Origin of the sequence: Lelliottia sp. RWM.1, from assembly GCF_016859735.1 — a bacterium.
Classification (GTDB): Bacteria; Pseudomonadota; Gammaproteobacteria; order Enterobacterales; family Enterobacteriaceae; genus Enterobacter.
Genome location: NZ_WLVC01000038.1, coordinates 1 through 18175 on the forward strand (window position 1 = coordinate 1; position 18175 = coordinate 18175).

At 51.5% G+C, this 18175-nt stretch carries 15 protein-coding genes, 1 pseudogene and 1 CRISPR repeat array; of the genes and pseudogenes, 4 read left to right on the forward strand and 12 right to left on the reverse strand.

Translation table 11 applies throughout. The features are described 5' to 3' along the window. Window positions 1-163: 163 nt before the first annotated feature. The 9 genes and pseudogenes from cas6f to clpS all read right to left on the reverse strand — a co-directional run bounded on the left by cas6f (window position 164) and on the right by clpS (window position 9594). Window positions 164-718, reverse strand: a complete 555-nt coding sequence (gene cas6f / locus GF617_RS20735) for a type I-F CRISPR-associated endoribonuclease Cas6/Csy4 (RefSeq protein WP_181622882.1) — start codon at window positions 716-718, stop codon at window positions 164-166. Between the two features lie 9 nt (window positions 719-727). Continuing rightward, on the reverse strand, window positions 728-1726 hold the full coding sequence (csy3, locus tag GF617_RS20740; protein ID WP_181622881.1) for a type I-F CRISPR-associated protein Csy3: 999 nt from the start codon (window positions 1724-1726) through the stop codon (window positions 728-730). 3 nt (window positions 1727-1729) lie between these two features. Continuing rightward, the gene (csy2, locus tag GF617_RS20745; protein ID WP_203452355.1) at window positions 1730-2674 is read right to left on the reverse strand and encodes a type I-F CRISPR-associated protein Csy2; all 945 of its coding nucleotides are present in this window, start codon (window positions 2672-2674) and stop codon (window positions 1730-1732) included. Next, entirely contained in the window at window positions 2671-3981 is a 1311-nt protein-coding gene (gene csy1 / locus GF617_RS20750) for a type I-F CRISPR-associated protein Csy1 (RefSeq protein ID WP_375290842.1), read from the reverse strand. The genes csy2 and csy1 overlap by 4 nt, the downstream gene beginning before the upstream one ends. A gap of 372 nt (window positions 3982-4353) precedes the next feature. Next, on the reverse strand, window positions 4354-5058 hold the full coding sequence (locus GF617_RS20755) for a hypothetical protein (RefSeq protein WP_203452357.1): 705 nt from the start codon (window positions 5056-5058) through the stop codon (window positions 4354-4356). A gap of 12 nt (window positions 5059-5070) precedes the next feature. Next, window positions 5071-5229 (reverse strand): annotated as a pseudogene (locus tag GF617_RS27565) (hypothetical protein); the annotation flags it as partial. Window positions 5230-5235: 6 nt separating this feature from the next. Continuing rightward, window positions 5236-5924: direct repeats of the CRISPR family, unit length 28 nt; unit sequence TTTCTAAGCTGCCTGTACGGCAGTGAAC. A 177-nt stretch (window positions 5925-6101) separates the two neighbouring features. Further along, complete coding sequence (locus tag GF617_RS20760; protein ID WP_181622876.1) at window positions 6102-6539, reverse strand: hypothetical protein; 438 nt, start codon at window positions 6537-6539, stop codon at window positions 6102-6104. 427 nt (window positions 6540-6966) lie between these two features. After that, complete coding sequence (gene clpA, locus GF617_RS20765; RefSeq protein WP_203452358.1) at window positions 6967-9246, reverse strand: ATP-dependent Clp protease ATP-binding subunit ClpA; 2280 nt, start codon at window positions 9244-9246, stop codon at window positions 6967-6969. A gap of 27 nt (window positions 9247-9273) precedes the next feature. Further along, entirely contained in the window at window positions 9274-9594 is a 321-nt protein-coding gene (gene clpS, locus GF617_RS20770) for an ATP-dependent Clp protease adapter ClpS (protein ID WP_181622874.1), read from the reverse strand. Window positions 9595-9862: 268 nt separating this feature from the next. On the opposite strand from clpS, the gene cspD reads away from it, so the two are divergent. Then, the gene (cspD, locus tag GF617_RS20775) at window positions 9863-10084 is read left to right on the forward strand and encodes a cold shock-like protein CspD (protein ID WP_181622873.1); all 222 of its coding nucleotides are present in this window, start codon (window positions 9863-9865) and stop codon (window positions 10082-10084) included. 70 nt (window positions 10085-10154) lie between these two features. On the opposite strand, the gene macB is transcribed toward cspD, so the two are convergent. Together macB and macA are read right to left on the reverse strand one after the other, a co-directional pair. Then, window positions 10155-12095: a macrolide ABC transporter ATP-binding protein/permease MacB gene (gene macB / locus GF617_RS20780; protein ID WP_203452359.1), complete on the reverse strand. Its 1941-nt coding sequence runs from the start codon at window positions 12093-12095 to the stop codon at window positions 10155-10157. Beyond that, entirely contained in the window at window positions 12092-13207 is a 1116-nt protein-coding gene (gene macA / locus GF617_RS20785; protein WP_181622871.1) for a macrolide transporter subunit MacA, read from the reverse strand. The genes macB and macA overlap by 4 nt, the downstream gene beginning before the upstream one ends. Window positions 13208-13368: 161 nt before the next feature. Between macA and GF617_RS20790 the strand changes: the two genes are divergently transcribed. Then, window positions 13369-14325 carry a VirK/YbjX family protein gene (locus GF617_RS20790; RefSeq protein WP_181622870.1) on the forward strand — a complete coding sequence of 319 codons (957 nt, stop codon included), beginning with the start codon at window positions 13369-13371 and terminating at the stop codon, window positions 14323-14325. Here GF617_RS20790 and GF617_RS20795 read toward each other — a convergent pair. Continuing rightward, window positions 14322-15980, reverse strand: a complete 1659-nt coding sequence (locus GF617_RS20795; protein WP_181622869.1) for an ATP-dependent endonuclease — start codon at window positions 15978-15980, stop codon at window positions 14322-14324. The genes GF617_RS20790 and GF617_RS20795 overlap by 4 nt on opposite strands. 372 nt (window positions 15981-16352) lie before the next feature. Here GF617_RS20795 and aqpZ point away from each other — a divergent pair, with 372 nt between their 5' ends. Beyond that, window positions 16353-17048 (forward strand): aquaporin Z, encoded by a 696-nt coding sequence (aqpZ, locus tag GF617_RS20800; protein WP_181622868.1) that lies wholly within the window; start codon window positions 16353-16355, stop codon window positions 17046-17048. Between the two features lie 181 nt (window positions 17049-17229). Continuing rightward, window positions 17230-18129 (forward strand): lysine exporter LysO family protein, encoded by a 900-nt coding sequence (locus tag GF617_RS20805; RefSeq protein WP_181622867.1) that lies wholly within the window; start codon window positions 17230-17232, stop codon window positions 18127-18129. The last annotated feature ends 46 nt before the right edge of the window (window positions 18130-18175 follow it).

Consider the following 18175-nt stretch of genomic DNA (forward strand, 5'->3'; position numbering starts at 1 on the left):
AAAGGGGTTTTAATAACTGGCTTAAAGCTGAAAGCTTTCCGGAACCCCCAGCCTAGCTGGGGGTTTTCTGTGCACAATAAAAGGCCGGGATAATTCCCGGCCTTTTTTATTTATAAGTTCTTCACACGCTCTTTTCCCTGAAAACACGTGAAGTTGTTGTTTCTCAAAACCACGGAATAGTCGCGCCTGCACTTAACCCATAAGACGAAAACACACCTGAAACAGGTTCAGCCAGGCAATCACCATGGCGAATAAATAACCTGAATGATTGTCCTGTAGAAAGGCTTCGCATATTAATCCAGGGCAAATCGGTATACCCGGCTTCCGTTGTCAACGCGCGTTCTTTCGCCTCTTCTTCAGTTAACCACCCTTTCCTCACCGAGCGACGCAGTAGCCGCTGCGGGCTACTTTTTACCTGCACACGGCTGACACAACGCCAGACCGTCATGGATGGCACTGACAAAATCTCAGTACACTGGCAGTAATCGCTTAGCCCTTTTCGCCACACCATTGACTCAAGCTCATGTAATGCGTGCAGATAACCATGTAAACGCAAGATCGCGCCAGGTTTTAAGTCATGTAAGGGGAAACTCACGCCTATATCGCCCTTTCCTCTCTGAACCAGTGCGCGGTGCAGTTTGGCAAACAACGCCGCCATCAGCACCTCTTCACTGAACTCCGGATCGGGGAGCAGACGAATCTCCAGATAGTGATCCATTACCGCTCCTTAGTCACCTTTCTCACCAAACACACCACCGCGAATCAGAACTGCCATAACGTAATGTTGTTGCTCAGCGTCCGGTTTCTGCCCTTTTGTAACCCAGTTATCAAGGAGGGTATAAAAATCCATTTTCTCTTTCGGCTGACGACAAGCCACACCGCGGCTGGTAACAGATCCATATGGCTCAACGGCTATTGCGCCCAGTTCATCAACCTTGGGATGCCAGGTATCAATGGTACGGAGTGCATTACCTATTTTCTGAGAGTGCATTCCTGCAACATTATCCACCTGGTACAGCAGACGACTCTTACTACTGTTGCTGTCCAGCACCAGCTCCTGAGAAGGGAAAATCTCCTGCCCTGCCCCTAAAAGCACCTGAGCCTCCACACTCAACAGAACAAACCCGTCCCCACTGAGCCCTTTTTCAATTTCCCTAGCCAGTTCATTGAGATCCGTATCGCTGCTGGCAAAATCACGTAATCCGTAACTGTGCGCATCAAACACCCACGTCTTGCTTCCCGCAACCCTGACAGTGATGCATTCTGCGCCGACACGGTTACGCCATAAAAAACGCCCGTTTGCCAGATTGGTTGCATAGCGACGTGCCAGTTCTGAAAAACCGTGTTCACTGATATAACCCTCAATAACCTGCTGCAGTTCATCCTGATAAGCCCGGTCATTGCACACAGACGGTGTGGAAAGGTTGCCCAACACGCGCAGGGTAAATTTCACCTGCAACGTATCAGCATCTGCGGGTAATGCGGCGACATCCACACGCTGCAGGTTTGCTTTCTGGATTTCCGCATCCAGTTTTGCGGGATCGTTAACCAGCGCATTTTTCAGTCGGTTGGAGATTGTTCCCCGTACGGCTTTTTCCTGAAGACGAACCGGCTGCCACACTTTTCCCTCCCAGTTTCCTGAGTACATCACCGCGTCGGAAGTGGCCAGTTTACGTTCAAATGCCAGTACAGAAGCCGTTTTAACGGCCGTTGGAGCCTTTGCCATGTGTCAGTCCTTTTGATTTTGATGTTCTGATACCAGAGGTGCGTCCGCCCCCTGGCAGTAATAGCCGCTTTCAGTGGTGTGATAGCGCCAGAAAATATCGTTCAGCGAGGCAATTCGATGCAGTCCGCACCATTCACCCACACCATATACCGCCTCGGTAAAAGCAAACGGCGTACACGCATCACGCGCGTTGGCCACAACACCCGGCGCATAGCATTCCGATATTCGTTGATAACCTGTCATCAGCGGAACCAGATACCCCGGCTGAGGTTTGGGAACGTGTCGCCATGTCGTAGGATCGCCTTCCTGAATATCGCCCTGCTCAGGTATCTCGGCCTGGATTTTCAGTGCAGCAAAATCAAGCCATGCATCAAGCAGTGTGGCATCAGGATTACTCTCAAGCAGTCTCTGATGATGCTCTGTCAACCAGCGACTGCGGTCGCGCAAAGCAAAACCGGGCATGAGTTGCCACTTCAGGCGGGACATATCACGATCTGTCGTGGGCATTGCCATCACTGAAATATCGGAAACAGAGACGATAATCCCACCCGCCAGCCGGAGCGTCGGGCAAATCTGGGCCAGATAATCCGCAAGATCCCGCAGCCCGTACTCACCATTCGGAATTTCACCGTGGCATTCCAGTAATAGTGAAACCGTCATATGCATGCGCCCCTCTTCATTAAAAGAGGCCGTTTTTGCCTCTCGCGTCAGAGGATTTCGGGTAAGGGAAAACTGATAATCACGACCAGACGTATGTGCATGAACCTGCTGCTCATGGCTGACAACAGCACAGCCATCAATCCGTAGTCCCTGGCTTTTCGTTAAGTGACGTGAGAGTGCGTGTGCAAACCCCAAAAAGTGGGTGATGGCAGGAAAACCGTAGGTCATGCCTGCAATCGCATTCGCGTTTTCCACTTTCAGGCGACGAAGAAGGATAAGCGAACTCATTTCAGCCCCTCCCTGATAATTTTCTCCATCTCGCGCAGATTCGTACTCAAGCGCTCACGGGTTTCCCATTCATGTTTTTCAACGGCGCCCACGTCAGGCAAAGCCTTACGCAGACGCGCGTTCAGCCACAGGGCAAAATCCTCAGCCACATCGGCCTGCCAGTCATCTTTCTCTCGCTCCAGACGGAAGGCCTCATCGGTTTTCGTTCGCCACGGATCCAGCCAGAGCTTATGATGGGGTTTTAGATCTGCACATTTGAGGGTCCAGCATTGCCATGCTTCACTTTGATATGCTGAAGCAATGGTAAATAACTGGTCGATTAGTGCATCAATGCATGCATCACGTGCCGCCCGAATACGAAAGTTGGTGTAATCACCGGTTCTTGTCAGCAATGACACAAGCGACTGGATTGTGCCACTGACCCGACGGTCAAACTGACCGCCAAAGGTAAACAGGGTGCGCAGATTCGTCGGGGGTTTATCAGACCTTTTCCATTGTGGTGGCTGGCAGGAAAGCAACCAGACGCGTCCGCCACGAACACTGTTGAGATAGGAGATATTCTGCGGCTTTGTGCCACCAAAATGCATTTCAGCAGCATCAGGAAATAACACCAATGGCCGGGGATGCCAGGTCTTCTCGCGGCGCGCTTTCCAGATGGCTTTTACGTCATCGCCAAAGCGCAACGCAACCATCTTCTGGTGCAAAGCATGGGCAAGGGAAGTCGCAAATAGAGGGCTTAACAAATGGTACTCTCCCTTGACGGGGAAATACCCCTGCTTTGCCAGCGTGTGTGACGTTGGTTCTCCTGGCGTTAATGCCCGGGAAAAACCGGAAACCCACGCCTTCAGTTGTTCGATGTCGTCGGTAAAAGCAGCCAGAGGACGGTGATCCCCCCGTTTCAGACAAGCCAGCAGGGAATCACCATTTTCAGCACGCGCCTGTAGTAGCTTTGCCACATCAAGTACGGCGGCATTACCCACTGCATCTGGCTCCAGATAAGGTAATACTGCACTACTGAGATACCCTTCCCTGGCGACTGCCTGACAAAAAATACTGCTGCTTTTTGAGTCTCCATGTGTGAATTTTGCTGCATGAGTCACAAGGCTAATTTGCCCCGCTCGTTTTGCCGCATCCGTCAGCCAGGCCTTTGGTTCATATCGCAGCTCAAGTTCACGGCGTTCTGCCGCAAGAACGACGCTATCTTCGTCACGACGTTTTACCGCATCTTTATCAAATGCCTCCAGCTTTGTTTGCCGTCGTGAAGTGATATATTCACAGATAAAATTTTTTAGTTCCCCTTGCATAATACGCCTCTTAATACTTAGAGTATTTATAATTAATTAGATATAATCACAATGCTTAAAATAAATAACGTGAATAAAAAACCACAAGAACAATAAATTGAATCAATGCAACCCTTAAAACCATTAGGCACACAAATAGTTCCTCCTTGAAAAAAAAGAGAAATTACCCTATTTCACCCATAAGATCCACCTCCTATATCATGTCCCTGTTCTTAGATTTTAACGCCAGTATTACGTATTTATTTTTCAACATAGTCTTCTTCAAAAAAATCACTTAATTTATAATTAAAATCTAACTATCGAGCAGATAGCTTAGAAATATATAACGTCCCTGTTATTTATATCTACTGCTGAACAAGCAGCTCGCGCCCTCTTTTAGAGGGCGCGAAACACACCCAAAACCGGGTGATATAGCCATTGCTCGGTTACCTCCTTTTTGTTGACCCTCAGCGTCATTTCGCCATAACGCTTCGACACAGCGGCAAGTTCCATTTGCTTTGCTTCTGCCAGCGTCACTAATACCTCGCTGTAATCGATATCCAGCCACGACTGTACGCCGTCGGCCATGTGCAGAGTCTGAAGACAGAACTGGCCAGCAGGTTTCAGACCACCGTCATCCTGCAAAAGACAGAAATCAGGCTTATCGTCGTCTTCCGTCATACTCAGGAAAAAAGAGGCCTGCGGTGAGGACTGACGAAATGGCGTGCGTCGTTGTAACTCTCCGTTCCACGTCAGTGGCAACCGCCACCACTGTGCTGCAATGGCATCTGACTTGTCGCCGCCCTCCAGCAACGCCGCACGCAGGCGAGTATGTTCCAGCGATGCAAGCGCATTACCAGGGGCATTCTCAACAATACGTGGAATAGCATTCAGCGTGCGGTAAGCCGCTTCGGTAAACAGTTCACGCAGATCGTGGTGATGAAGTGAATGCTGCTCCGTCTCAAAACCCGGCTGTGTATAGGCCACTTTCTCGCCCTGAAGGGCGCGGATATTCCGGTTCAGAATCACCAGATTTTCTTCAGCAGGAACTTGCTGGCGATGACGCTGAATGCGTCCTGCAAACTGGATGAGTGAGCGCATTGAACTGGGTTCGATGATCCCCCAGTCGGCATCAAAATCCCTGCCGACTTCCAGAACGGAGGTTCCCAGAACAACGAAAATATGGTGCTGATGCGATGAGCTCAGTGCCTGTTTGACCTCCGGAAGCTGCCAGATTTGCGCCGGATCGTGCCGGGTAAAAGCACTGTCCAGCCGTTTTTCTATCGCCGCGCGTACGGCAGTGAACCTTCTGCTGTAATTTGTTTGCGGTTTTTTTGTTTTCTAAGCTGCCTGTACGGCAGTGAACCCATTTCACAGAGTTTGATAACGCGGCCACTTTTTCTAAGCTGCCTGTACGGCAGTGAACCGTAAATAACGGTCATTCTGAGTTCCTTTCAATTTCTAAGCTGCCTGTACGGCAGTGAACGCTTGCCCGTAGGATGCTTTCGCGCTGGTAGCTTTCTAAGCTGCCTGTACGGCAGTGAACGCAATCAAGAATTATTCAGTCAGCGCAGTAGTTTTCTAAGCTGCCTGTACGGCAGTGAACTCATGCGCGCCGGTTATGTCGTGATGCCGTTCTTTCTAAGCTGCCTGTACGGCAGTGAACATTTTTCCGAATACGCCGTTACTGTCTGACAGTTTCTAAGCTGCCTGTACGGCAGTGAACCGCTTGAGTGGCTGGCTCAGGAACTTCGCAAATTTCTAAGCTGCCTGTACGGCAGTGAACGCCCAGCTGCCGTTGACTTAATTCCCAGGTTATTTCTAAGCTGCCTGTACGGCAGTGAACATCAGGCGACCGATAACGTTAATTGCTCCAGCGTTTCTAAGCTGCCTGTACGGCAGTGAACGATTGGGTTTCATCATTTGGTTTCTCTTTTGTTTTCTAAGCTGCCTGTACGGCAGTGAACTGGAGCAATCTACACCTATCCTGTTGTCTGATAAAGATAAAATTCCTTTATATCCAATAAACCCTTTTTTCTGGACGTCCCTTCGCCTTTTAATAAATCAATGAGTTACATAAAGGGTCGAAAAAAGGGTTCGACGAGATACGCCAGGAATATTCTCCCGGCGTACTGGGCGGCACGTTAACAATTGAGGTGAATCGACATATTTCCACAGCGAGAAGCAATAAGATCCGCGGCCATTGAATGCGTTAAATCATGAAGCAACCCGGTCAAATGCGGCAGCATATCGCGGTCAAAATGCGAGATAAGTAGCACATGGTTTAATGCCCGGCAGTAATCGCATTTGGTTTCAGTATCTTCCAGCAGCCACTCTTTTCTCCGTGGTGCTTCCTCGGCTTCTTCAAACTCCACGACCTGAAAATCACTCATCGACTCCGCAAGCCCTGTTTTGACTTCTTCAAGGTACGCACCAAGACAGCGGCAAACAGGTTGAGTTTGCGGGAGTGAATGACAATCAAGCAGGATTTCAGTAAGCAGTTTACAGCGCTCGGCGAGCGTTGGGAGGTCGGGGGTAAGTGAGAGTTCGCTGTAGATCTGAGGAATACTCGTATGTTCCATTTAATTATGACTCCGTGTGAATTGTAAGATCTCCACCCGAACGCCAAGTCAGGCGGCAGACTGAACCGGTTTGGCGTACCGACTCACACGAGAAAATCGGCGCTTCAAAGAAGCCCCGGCTCAGCCCACCATAATTGAGTCTGCGGATTATATCGCTAGCTTTCAAAAGTGTGAACGAACCTTATGATAGTCGACGAATCAACATCATTTCTCTCGTGTAATCAGGACGCCAATCCTGACACCTGATTTTGCAGGTGCGCCGCCATTTTATTACTGTAAATTTATCCAGCAATCATTACCGCAATAAACTGGAAAGCGCCTCGCAAAATTTCAGTGCGGCCTGATGCCCTCTCCCATGGGGAGAGGGAGAAAAGCAGGCATAAAAAAACCGGGCAATTGCCCGGTTTTTTAAGACTAATATTCGAAATCAGTGCGCCGCTTCCGGCTTATGCTTCTGTGCACTCTGGAAATCATACGTCAGCTCATTCTTCGCCTGATCCAGTGCAACCGTCACCTGTCCGCCATCCACCAGCGAGCCAAACAACAACTCGTTTGCCAGTGGTTTCTTCAGGTTATCCTGGATCACACGCGCCATCGGACGCGCGCCCATCGCACGGTCATAGCCTTTCTCAGCCAGCCAGTTGCGGGCCTCCTGGCTTACTTCCAGCGACACGCCTTTCTGATCCAGTTGAACCTGCAACTCGACGATGAATTTATCCACCACCTGATGGATCACGTCGGTAGACAGGTGATCGAACCAGATAATGTTGTCGAGACGGTTACGGAACTCCGGCGTAAAGATCTTCTTGATCTCTTCCATCGCATCAGTGCTGTTATCCTGGTGGATAAGCCCGATGGATTTACGTTCGGTTTCACGTACACCGGCGTTGGTGGTCATAACCAGCACCACGTTGCGGAAGTCCGCTTTGCGCCCGTTGTTATCGGTCAGCGTCCCGTTATCCATCACCTGCAAGAGAATGTTGAATACGTCCGGGTGTGCCTTCTCGATTTCATCAAGCAGCAGAACCGCGTGCGGATGCTTGATCACCGCGTCGGTGAGCAGGCCGCCCTGGTCGAACCCTACATATCCCGGAGGCGCACCAATCAAACGGCTGACGGTGTGGCGCTCCATATATTCGGACATATCAAAGCGTAGCAGTTCAATACCCAGCGCTTTGGACAGTTGAACCGTCACCTCGGTTTTCCCGACGCCAGTAGGACCGGCAAACAGGAAGGAACCGACAGGTTTGTGGTCATGTCCCAGCCCGGCACGGGCCATTTTGATCGCTTCGGTTAAAGCCTCGATGGCTTTATCCTGACCAAAGACCAGCATTTTCAGACGATTGCCGAGGGTACGCAGCGTGTCACGGTCACTCTGAGAGACACTCTTCTCAGGGATACGTGCAATGCGCGCTACCACGGATTCAATGTCCGCCACGTTAACCGTTTTCTTACGCTTACTGGCAGGCATCAGGCGCGCACGCGCCCCCGCTTCGTCAATGACGTCAATTGCTTTATCCGGCAGATGACGGTCGTTAATGTATTTCACCGCCAGTTCCACCGCCGCTCGCACCGCTTTCGCCGTGTAGCGGACATCGTGGTGCGCTTCGTACTTCGGTTTCAGGCCGTTGATGATCTGCACTGTTTCCTCAACAGACGGCTCAGTGACATCGATTTTCTGGAAGCGACGCGCCAGAGCACGGTCTTTTTCGAAAATGTTGCTGAACTCCTGGTAGGTCGTGGAACCCATCACGCGGATCTTGCCACTGGAAAGCAGCGGTTTGATCAGGTTAGCAGCATCCACCTGCCCACCAGAGGCAGCACCCGCACCGATGATGGTATGAATTTCATCGATAAACAGAATGCTGTTGGTGTCCTGCTCCAGTTGCTTTAACAGCGCCTTGAAGCGTTTTTCAAAATCACCACGGTATTTGGTTCCTGCCAGCAGAGAACCAATATCCAGAGAATAGATGGTGCAATCGGCAATCACTTCCGGTACGTCACCCTGCACAATACGCCAGGCAAGGCCTTCCGCAATCGCGGTTTTACCCACGCCAGATTCCCCTACCAGCAGCGGGTTGTTTTTACGGCGACGGCACAGCACCTGGATGGCACGCTCCAGCTCTTTGTCGCGGCCAATCAGCGGGTCGATACCGCCAACGCGAGCAAGCTGGTTAAGGTTGGTGGTGAAGTTTTCCATACGATCCTCCCCGCCTGCTTGCTCTTCGGTATTGTTAACCTGGTTGCTGGAATCCGATGCCTGGTTAGGCTCGTCTTTCCGCGTTCCGTGAGAAATGAAGTTCACCACATCAAGGCGACTGACTTCATGTTTGCGCAGCAGATACGCTGCCTGTGATTCCTGTTCGCTGAAGATAGCCACCAGCACATTTGCGCCAGTCACTTCACTGCGGCCAGAGGACTGGACATGGAACACCGCGCGCTGCAAAACACGCTGGAAGCTGAGCGTCGGCTGAGTGTCGCGCTCTTCTTCACTGGCAGGCAGCACCGGTGTGGTTTGTTCGATGAAGGCTTCGAGTTCCTGACGTAGCGCCACCAGATCCACGGAGCAGGCTTCCAGCGCTTCGCGGGCAGATGGGTTGCTAAGCAGTGCAAGCAGTAAATGCTCGACGGTCATAAACTCATGTCGGTGCTCACGCGCTCTGGCGAAAGCCATGTTTAAACTGAGTTCCAGTTCTTGATTGAGCATAGGCACCTCCCCCAATTTTATGCCTTATCAGGCCTTTTCCAGCGTACACAGCAACGGATGCTCGTTCTCCCTTGCATAGTCGTTCACCATCGCCACTTTCGTCTCCGCGACTTCTGCGGTAAAAATCCCGCAAATGGCTTTACCACGGTAGTGAACGGTAAGCATCAGTTGCGTTGCACGTTCTACATCATAAGAAAAGAACTTTTGTAGCACGTCAATAACAAATTCCATCGGCGTGTAATCATCGTTCATTAACATAACTTTATACATAGATGGCGGTTTTAGCGCGTCACGCACTTTGTCTTCCGCCAGTTGATCAAAATCCAGCCAGTCGTTCGTCTTACTCATTTTTCATAATCACTATGAATCTACCTCAGATGTTAGATAACAATCATCTATTACTGTCATCCGCGATGTCTGTCACAAACCCTGCCAATAGCGTTAACTGCTTCAAATTTTTGGTTGATTATGGTCCCAACTCCAGCGCCAAACGCTTGACGGCTTGTTTCGTTTATCTAAATTGTACAAGCGTGAGTTGGCGAGGTTTTGAACAGCCCCCACTCCACCACCGGTTCATTCCATCTTAATTAATAAGATTTACGAAGGATGTCGAAGCATGGAAATGGGTACTGTTAAGTGGTTCAACAACGCCAAAGGGTTTGGTTTCATCTGCCCTGAAGGCGGCGGCGAGGATATCTTCGCTCACTATTCCACCATTCAGATGGATGGTTACAGAACGCTCAAAGCCGGGCAAACAGTCCGGTTCGATGTTCACGAGGGACCGAAAGGCAATCATGCCAGTGTTATCGTGCCCATTGAAGCAGAAGTTGTTGCATAGCTCTCTGATTCATTGTGTACATCCCGCACTCAAAATGCCAGCCCGATCGGCTGGCATTTTTATTTATGGCTTATTCACGCGCCAGCGCATCGACCGGATCAAGACGGGCTGCGTTTCGTGCAGGCAACCAGCCAAATAACACGCCGGTAAAGGTTGAGCATAAAAAAGCCGTCAGGATCGCCACAGGAGAGAAACCGATTTCCCAGCCGGGCAAAAACAGTTGTAAGGCGAACGCAATCATCATCGAGAGAGCAATCCCCATCGCCCCGCCAACCAGACACACCAGCACCGCTTCAATCAAAAACTGCTGCAGTACATCGCTTGCTCTGGCCCCGACTGCCATACGAATGCCAATCTCCCGCGTACGCTCTGTCACCGATACCAGCATGATATTCATCACGCCAATCCCACCGACAACCAGTGAAATCACGGCAACCAGCGTCAGGAACATCTGAAGAGTACGTGTGGTCTTTTCGGCCGTTTTCAAGAGGCCGTCCATATTCCAGGTGAAGAAATCTTTCTTCCCGTGGCGTAACGTTAACAGCCGTTCAAGCTGTTGTTCAGCCTGCGTACTGTCGTAGCCTTCTTTTACACGCACGGTGATGGAGTTGAGCCACGACTGGCCCATAATCCGCCCGGAAATAGTGCTATATGGCAGCCATACGCGCAGGATTTTACTGCTGCCAAACATCGACTGCTTCTCTTCCGCGACGCCAATCACCGTCGCGGGCATATTGCCCACCAGAATGACCTCCCCCACCACACTGGCCTTATTGGGGAACAGCTGTCGGCGCGAGTTGATATCAAGAACTACCACCTGTGCCCTGCCCGCGAGTTGTTCAGCATTGAAGGTGGTCCCCTCGCTGAAGGTCATCCCGTAGACGTTGAAGTAATCACCGCTTACGCCGTTCGCACTTGCCGCCACATCAATATTGCCGTAGCGCAGGCGCAGGTTTTGCGACACCGCCGGCGTGGCCGAATTGACCCAGGGTTGTCGCTGTATCGCGGTCAGGTCATCGTATTTCAGCGCCTGCTGATACTGAGGCTCATCATCACCAAAATCTTTACCGGGATAGACATCAATGGTATTCGTCCCAATCGCGCGAATGTCTGCCAGCACAAGTTGCTTGGCTGCATCGCCCACCACCACAATCGACACCACAGAAGCAATGCCGATAATGATGCCGAGCATGGTGAGCAACGTCCGCATTTTATTGGCTGCCATCGCCAGCCAGGCCATTGTCAGCGCCTCCCGGAAACCGCTGACAAACTGCCCCCAGCCCGATGTGGCGGGCAACGCCTCTTTGTGTACCCCAGTCTGCACACGTCCGGGTGGAGGATTGCTGACCAGTTCGCCATCACGGATCTCGATGATCCGCTCGGCTTGCGCCGCCACCAGCGGATCGTGTGTAACAATAATCACCGTGTGCCCCTGATCGCGTAACTGATGAAGGATAGCCATAACCTCTTCCCCCGAATGGCTATCAAGCGCCCCGGTGGGCTCATCAGCCAGGATCACCTGTCCACCGTTCATCAGTGCGCGGGCAATGCTGACACGCTGCTGCTGCCCCCCCGATAACTGCGACGGCTGATAATCCACACGCTCCGCCAGCCCAAGGCGCGTTAACAGCGCCTGCGCGCGCTCAAGCCGCTTTTTACGCTCTATACCGGCATACACCGCCGGAACCTCAACGTTTTGCGCCGCGCTCAGGTGGGAAAGCAGATGATAACGCTGGAAGATAAAGCCGAAATGTTCCCGGCGCAGTTTTGCCAGCGCATCGCCATCAAGGGTGGATACATCCGTTCCCGCAACGCGATACGTCCCGCTGGTGGGTTTGTCCAGGCAGCCAAGAATGTTCATCAGCGTGGATTTACCGGAACCCGAGGCGCCCACGATCGCCACCATTTCTCCGGCTTCCACCTGCAGCGAAATGCCCTTAAGTACGTCCACCGGCCCATCTCCCGACGGGTAACTGCGGCGAATCGCATTCAGCTCAAGCAATGCCGTCATTTCGCAGCTCCAGGCAGACTTTCGCTGATCACCACCTCGTCGCCCTCTTCCAGCCCTTTGACAATGACGACATCGGTGTCATTTCGTGCCCCTATCGTCACCTCACGCTCACGCGTTTCGCCAGTGCGCAACACTTTCACCTTGTAGCGATTCTCTCCCGCCGTTTCGCCCAAAGCGGAAAGCGGAACGGTCAGGACATTTTTTACTCCCGTCAGTTGGATATGAACCTGTGCCGTCATGTCCAGACGCAACACGCCCTGCGGGTTAGGAACCTCGAAACGGGCATAGTAGAAGATAGCGTCGTTTACTTTTTCCGGTGTCGGCAGGATATCTTTGAGCACACCTTCGTAACGGGTTTGCGGGTCGCCAAGCACTGTAAACCAGGCATTTTGCCCCGGTTTAAGATGGATAACATCGGCTTCCGACACCTGCGCTTTTACCAGCATCGTTCCCATATCGGCCAGCGTGAGGATATTTGGCGCTTGTTGAGCCGCAATCACCGTTTGCCCCTGAAGCGTGGTGATTTGCGTAACTTCACCGGCCATTGGCGCCACGATGCGCGTGTAGTCGAGGTTCGTTTTTGCCGTATCGAGCGTGGCCTGATTGCGCTTAATCTGGGCGTCAATTGTGCCCATCTGCGCCTGTTTTACCGCCAGTTGCGTCGCGGAGGTATCCAGATCCTGCTTCGATATCGCCTGGGTTTTGGCAAGCGCCTGCTGACGTGCCAGCGTTACCTTCGCGAGGTTACGCTCTGCTTCCGCCTGGCTGCGCTGGGCACGCAGCTCCATTAGTGTTGCTTCCACTTCACGGATCTGGTTTTCAGCCTGTTCAGGATCAATCACCCCCAGTAACTGGCCTTTTTTTACCTTATCGCCAATCTCAACCGACAGCGTTTTTAACTGGCCGCTCACCTGTGCCCCTACGTCAACTTTACGCAACGCATCCAGTTTCCCCGTCGCCAGTACACTTTGTTGCAGCTCACCCGGGCGAACAATCAGTGTTTGATATTGTGGAACAGGCGCATTTAACACCTGCCATAACCAAAATCCACCCGCCAACACAACCACGGCCAGCAGCAGAAGCAGCTTCCTGCGTTTTCCCTTGAGGTTCATAAATATTCCAAATAAGTGTCCTTGCAATCATAACCGTTGATTCTATCTAAACAGCCCTTCAACGAAACCCCTGTTTCTTATAATGGTCATAAATTGTTTACGAGATGTTGATAATTCGCCTGCTGAAATAGAGATCTTCCTAAAAGCAGTCGGGATCTATCATGTCTTCTATCGTCGATACACCTTATTCACAACAGCCACAACCTAAATCTGGCTGGCAGCTCTTTACGAGCCTGGCATCAGGCGCGCTCACCCCAGGGTTGGCGTGGCAAAACCCATCCTATCGTCGTAAATTCATGTTACGTTCGCTGGCTACACCGTTTAGCACCGCTCGTCTGCTGACAAGCCTTGCAAAGCAACCACGTCTGATGCAAATGCTCCAGGTGCAGCCTGGTCTGCCGTGTCGTCTTCACCGTCCGTGGCTTACCGTTAATATGAACCGCCAGCAGTCTCTGGAATCACTTAACTGCCATTACCAGACGATGAGCCGTAAGCTTCCACCTGTGTTGATGAACGGTTATTTGTCTAAACAGGGTGTGACACTGCTAACGCTGACAGGCAAAGACGAACAGCAATTTACCGTGCGTCTGTGTGCCGATGCGTTTCTCGACAAAGAAGGCGAAGCAACAATTGCATTCTGCGACCATCAAAACACCGTACTGGCAGAAATGACCTTTACGTTGTGCCAGTTTGAGGGCAAGTCCACGCTCTTCATTGGTGGATTACAGGGAGCCAAATCGTATGTCTCCCATGAACTCATCCAGGGCGCAACCAAAGCATGCCACGGTTTATTCCCGAAACGTCTTCTGGTTGAAACGGCCATGACGCTGGGTGCAGCCTTCCCGGTAGAACAGATTGTTGCCGTGAGTAACGCCACCCACATCTATCGCAGCTGGCGTTATCGCAAGAAAAAAGAAGGTAAGTTGCTGGCAGATTATGACAGCTTCTGGCTCTCCCTTGGCGGAGAGCAATCCAGCAGTGGTAACTTCGTGATGCCGCTGACCATGCCGCGTAAACCGATGGAAGAGATTGCCAGCAAGAAACGCTCGGAATACCGCCGTCGCTATGAGTTACTGGACAGCCTGATTGACCAGGTCAAACAGGCCACTCACAGTTAATCCGCTCTCCCGCGTGCCAGCCACATCACGCGGGAGAACATTTTGCGCAGCAGAGTTGGTACAGACTCAACGCCCCGTTTTCCCGCTTCCGTTGCAACTTCTATCGCTAAATCCGGTTTTGACGATCGATGAATGGCTTTAGCGATCACTCGCCGCATATTCATCGGCACATCGACAGGAACCATTGCGACGCGATGGAAAACATCATCAAAGCCCTGTCGATACATGAAATGCTCCATGTCCATGGCGGGTAATACCGTCAGATGATCCCGCTCTTCATCACGGTCATTGTTCAGCAGGCCACGCACGGTTGAGGCATATTTTTTACCGGCTTCATCACCATCCACCAGCACGTGCCATTCAATCCCCATCCGACGGGCAAATTTGATCAGTGGCTTTAATCCCGATTGCGCAAACTCGATGACTTTAATGCCTTCCGCATCGAAATGATGACCGCACTGGCGCGCAAGCTCGTTAATCACCCAGGTCTCGGTTTCCCCTTCGACCAGTAGCCAGCAACGTGCAAACAGCGATGACGCGCGATTAAAACGAATATGAAACGCAATACGACGCCCGTCTTCCGCGCTTAATCCGCCTGGACCAAGGCGGTAAGCGGAAACGCGTGATGATTCACGCACCAGACGGCAGACGTATTCCACCGGCGTCAGCGATAACAGCTCACCGGAGTTGGTGGTGGTAATACGCTGAAGGGGCAAGAGATTAAGCAAATGCCAGGCAACGGAGAGCATGATGGGATGCAGACGCGTTTCGGGATCTTCCACTAACAGCAACGGGCGCGCATCCCGGTCCAGCCGGACCGTACCTTTGGCCTGCAAGAGTGTGGAAAACAATCCCAGCAAAATAACCCGATGAGTTCGACCTCCGGGTTTGTCGATCATCCGGTTAATGATATCGAGGTAACGCCAGCTACGCTGCTCGTCATGAGAGCGGCGACGCATCAGCCGGTTTCGGGAAGGCGATATTCCCTGCTCAGAAAAGTAATGCTCCAGCAATTGCACCATGGCAGACAGCCCCTGGCGGATCTGGCCGTCGGTTAAATTCTGTGGCCGGGAAACCAGTTCTCGCGCCAGAAAATCCAGCTCACGGGCGGTAACTTCCGCTTCAGGCATATTGGGGACTGTGCCGTTGCGAATACGGCGCATAAAACGCGCATCGCGCAAACGCAGGACCGGCATCAAACGTATCAGATGACGCGCCTGATCATCGATATTCTCCAGCGGGATCGGGTTGCCTTTCGCATCGAGGAATTCACGCAGGGTCAGTACGCCCTCGGTTTCATCCAGCTCACCTTCAAGGCGGTAAAAAATGCGGTGATAGTCGTCATCACATTGCACCCAGCAGGGCGACATTGGCCGGAAGCGACGCACGCGGTGACGCCCTGGCTCAGCTTCCCGAAATGTCAGAATAATATGCAGATGCTTTTCGCGCCCCATGACATCACCTGGCGGGAACCAGAAATCATCATGCACGAAATGGTATAAATCGTCTTCGGGGGAAAGCAGTAGCGTAAGCGCATCCAGCAGGCTGGACTTACCCCAGGCGTTTTCCCCAATCAGGACATTGTTCTGCTCCAGCATTAGCGATAACCGATTAATGCCACGAAACCCTACGATATCGACACGTTCGAGAAGCATACACCCTCCGGGTAACAGAACTTTTTTCCTTCAAGTTATCAGCAGTATAACGGCTCGTACGCAGACAGGACACTCCCGGAAAGTCAGGTTATGTCGACAGAACGCAATAAATTGCGAATTTTCATGTCAGGTTTCATTTGAAATATTGGTTTAGAGAAAGAAACTCTGTTTTCAGAATTGAACTATGCTTTATTCACCTCCCGTTCGAACAAGGATTGACATCACATTGCCTTAAATCAAATTAATCGAATTTATTTAAGTGGCGAAGGGGTGTTGTTGGTTTCTAAAATACTCGCTCTTTGAGTCGTCATCCCTTTATGGCGATATAACCCGTGCGCAGGATAGCGCCCGGACATTTTAATTGAGGTGGTTATGTTCAGAAAATTAGCGGCAGAATGTTTCGGTACATTCTGGCTGGTGTTTGGTGGCTGCGGTAGTGCAGTTCTGGCAGCAGCATTTCCGGAATTAGGGATTGGTTTTGTCGGTGTCGCGCTGGCTTTTGGCTTAACCGTTTTAACTATGGCGTTTGCCGTGGGACATATTTCCGGCGGTCATTTTAACCCGGCGGTGACATTAGGACTCTGGGCTGGCGGACGTTTCCCGGCGAAAGAGGTGATTGGCTATATTGTTGCTCAGGTCGTCGGTGGCATTATTGCAGCCGCGGTGCTGTATGTTATTGCCAGTGGCAAAGCAGGCTTTGACGCAGCGGCCAGCGGCTTTGCCTCTAACGGTTATGGTGAACACTCACCAGGCGGCTACTCTATGCTGTCTGCTATCGTGATTGAAATTGTACTGACCGCAGGCTTCCTGCTGGTTATTCACGGTGCAACGGACAAACACGCGCCAGCCGGTTTCGCCCCTATTGCTATCGGCCTGGCATTAACGCTGATTCACCTGATTTCTATTCCAGTAACCAATACTTCCGTTAACCCGGCCCGTAGCACCGCAGTCGCTATTTTCCAGGGCGGTTGGGCACTTGAACAGCTGTGGCTGTTCTGGGTGATGCCAATCATCGGCGGTATTCTGGGTGGTGTGCTGTATCGCACTCTGCTGGAAAAACGCGATTAACCATACTTTCCCCTCTCCCGATGGGAGAGGGTCGGAATGCGGAATTAAGGTCCCACGTTCCCACGCAAATAAAGCCGGGTAAGCGTTAGCGCTGCCCGGCTTTATTTTGTCACTTTACTGGGCAGCCTTTATTGGGTAGTGTCTCTGGCGCTAAGCAGATACTCAAAAGGACCGGCTGTTCATGTTTTCAGGACTCCTCATCATTCTTCTGCCCCTGATCGTGGGCTACCTTATTCCTTTGCACCAGGTTTCAGCATTAAAGCTGATCAATCGCTTTCTCAGCTGGATTGTTTACGTCATTCTTTTCTTTATGGGGATAAGCCTGGCGTTTCTGGATAATCTCGCCACCAACCTGCTGTCGATCCTTCATTATTCCGCCGTAACTATTGTGGTTATTTTAGCGTGCAATATTGCCGCGCTTTTCTGGCTGGAACGGACGATTCCGTGGAAAAATCACCACCAGCAAGAAAAACTCCCTTCGCGTATTGCCATGGCCATTGAATCATTAAAACTCTGTGGCGTAGTCGTACTTGGTTTCCTGCTTGGCCTAACGGGATGGGCATTTTTAAAACATGCAACACAAGCCAGCGAATATACCCTGATTTTCCTTTTGTTCCTGATTGGTATTCAGCTACGCAATAATGGTATGACACTGAAACAGATTGTCCTGAATCGCCGGGGAATGATTGTCGCGGTTGTTGTGGTGGCCAGTTCACTTATTGGTGGCGTGATTAATGCCTTTATCCTCGACCTGCCGCTAAAAACCGGGCTGGCGATGGCGTCCGGGTTTGGCTGGTATTCGCTTTCCGGCATTCTGTTAACCGAATCATTCGGTCCGGTGATTGGCAGTTCAGCCTTCTTTAACGACCTGGCGCGTGAGTTGATTGCCATTATGCTGATCCCTGGTCTTGTACGCCGCAGTCGCTCTACTGCGCTGGGGTTGTGCGGCGCGACATCAATGGACTTTACCCTGCCGGTCCTGCAGCGTTCAGGTGGGCTTGAGCTCGTTCCCGCCGCCATTGTGCATGGTTTTATTTTAAGCCTGCTGGTTCCCATCCTGATGGCGCTGTTCTCTGCCTGATACTTCTTTGGCGGTAGTTCCTCTGCCGCCAATATTGCGCTAAATC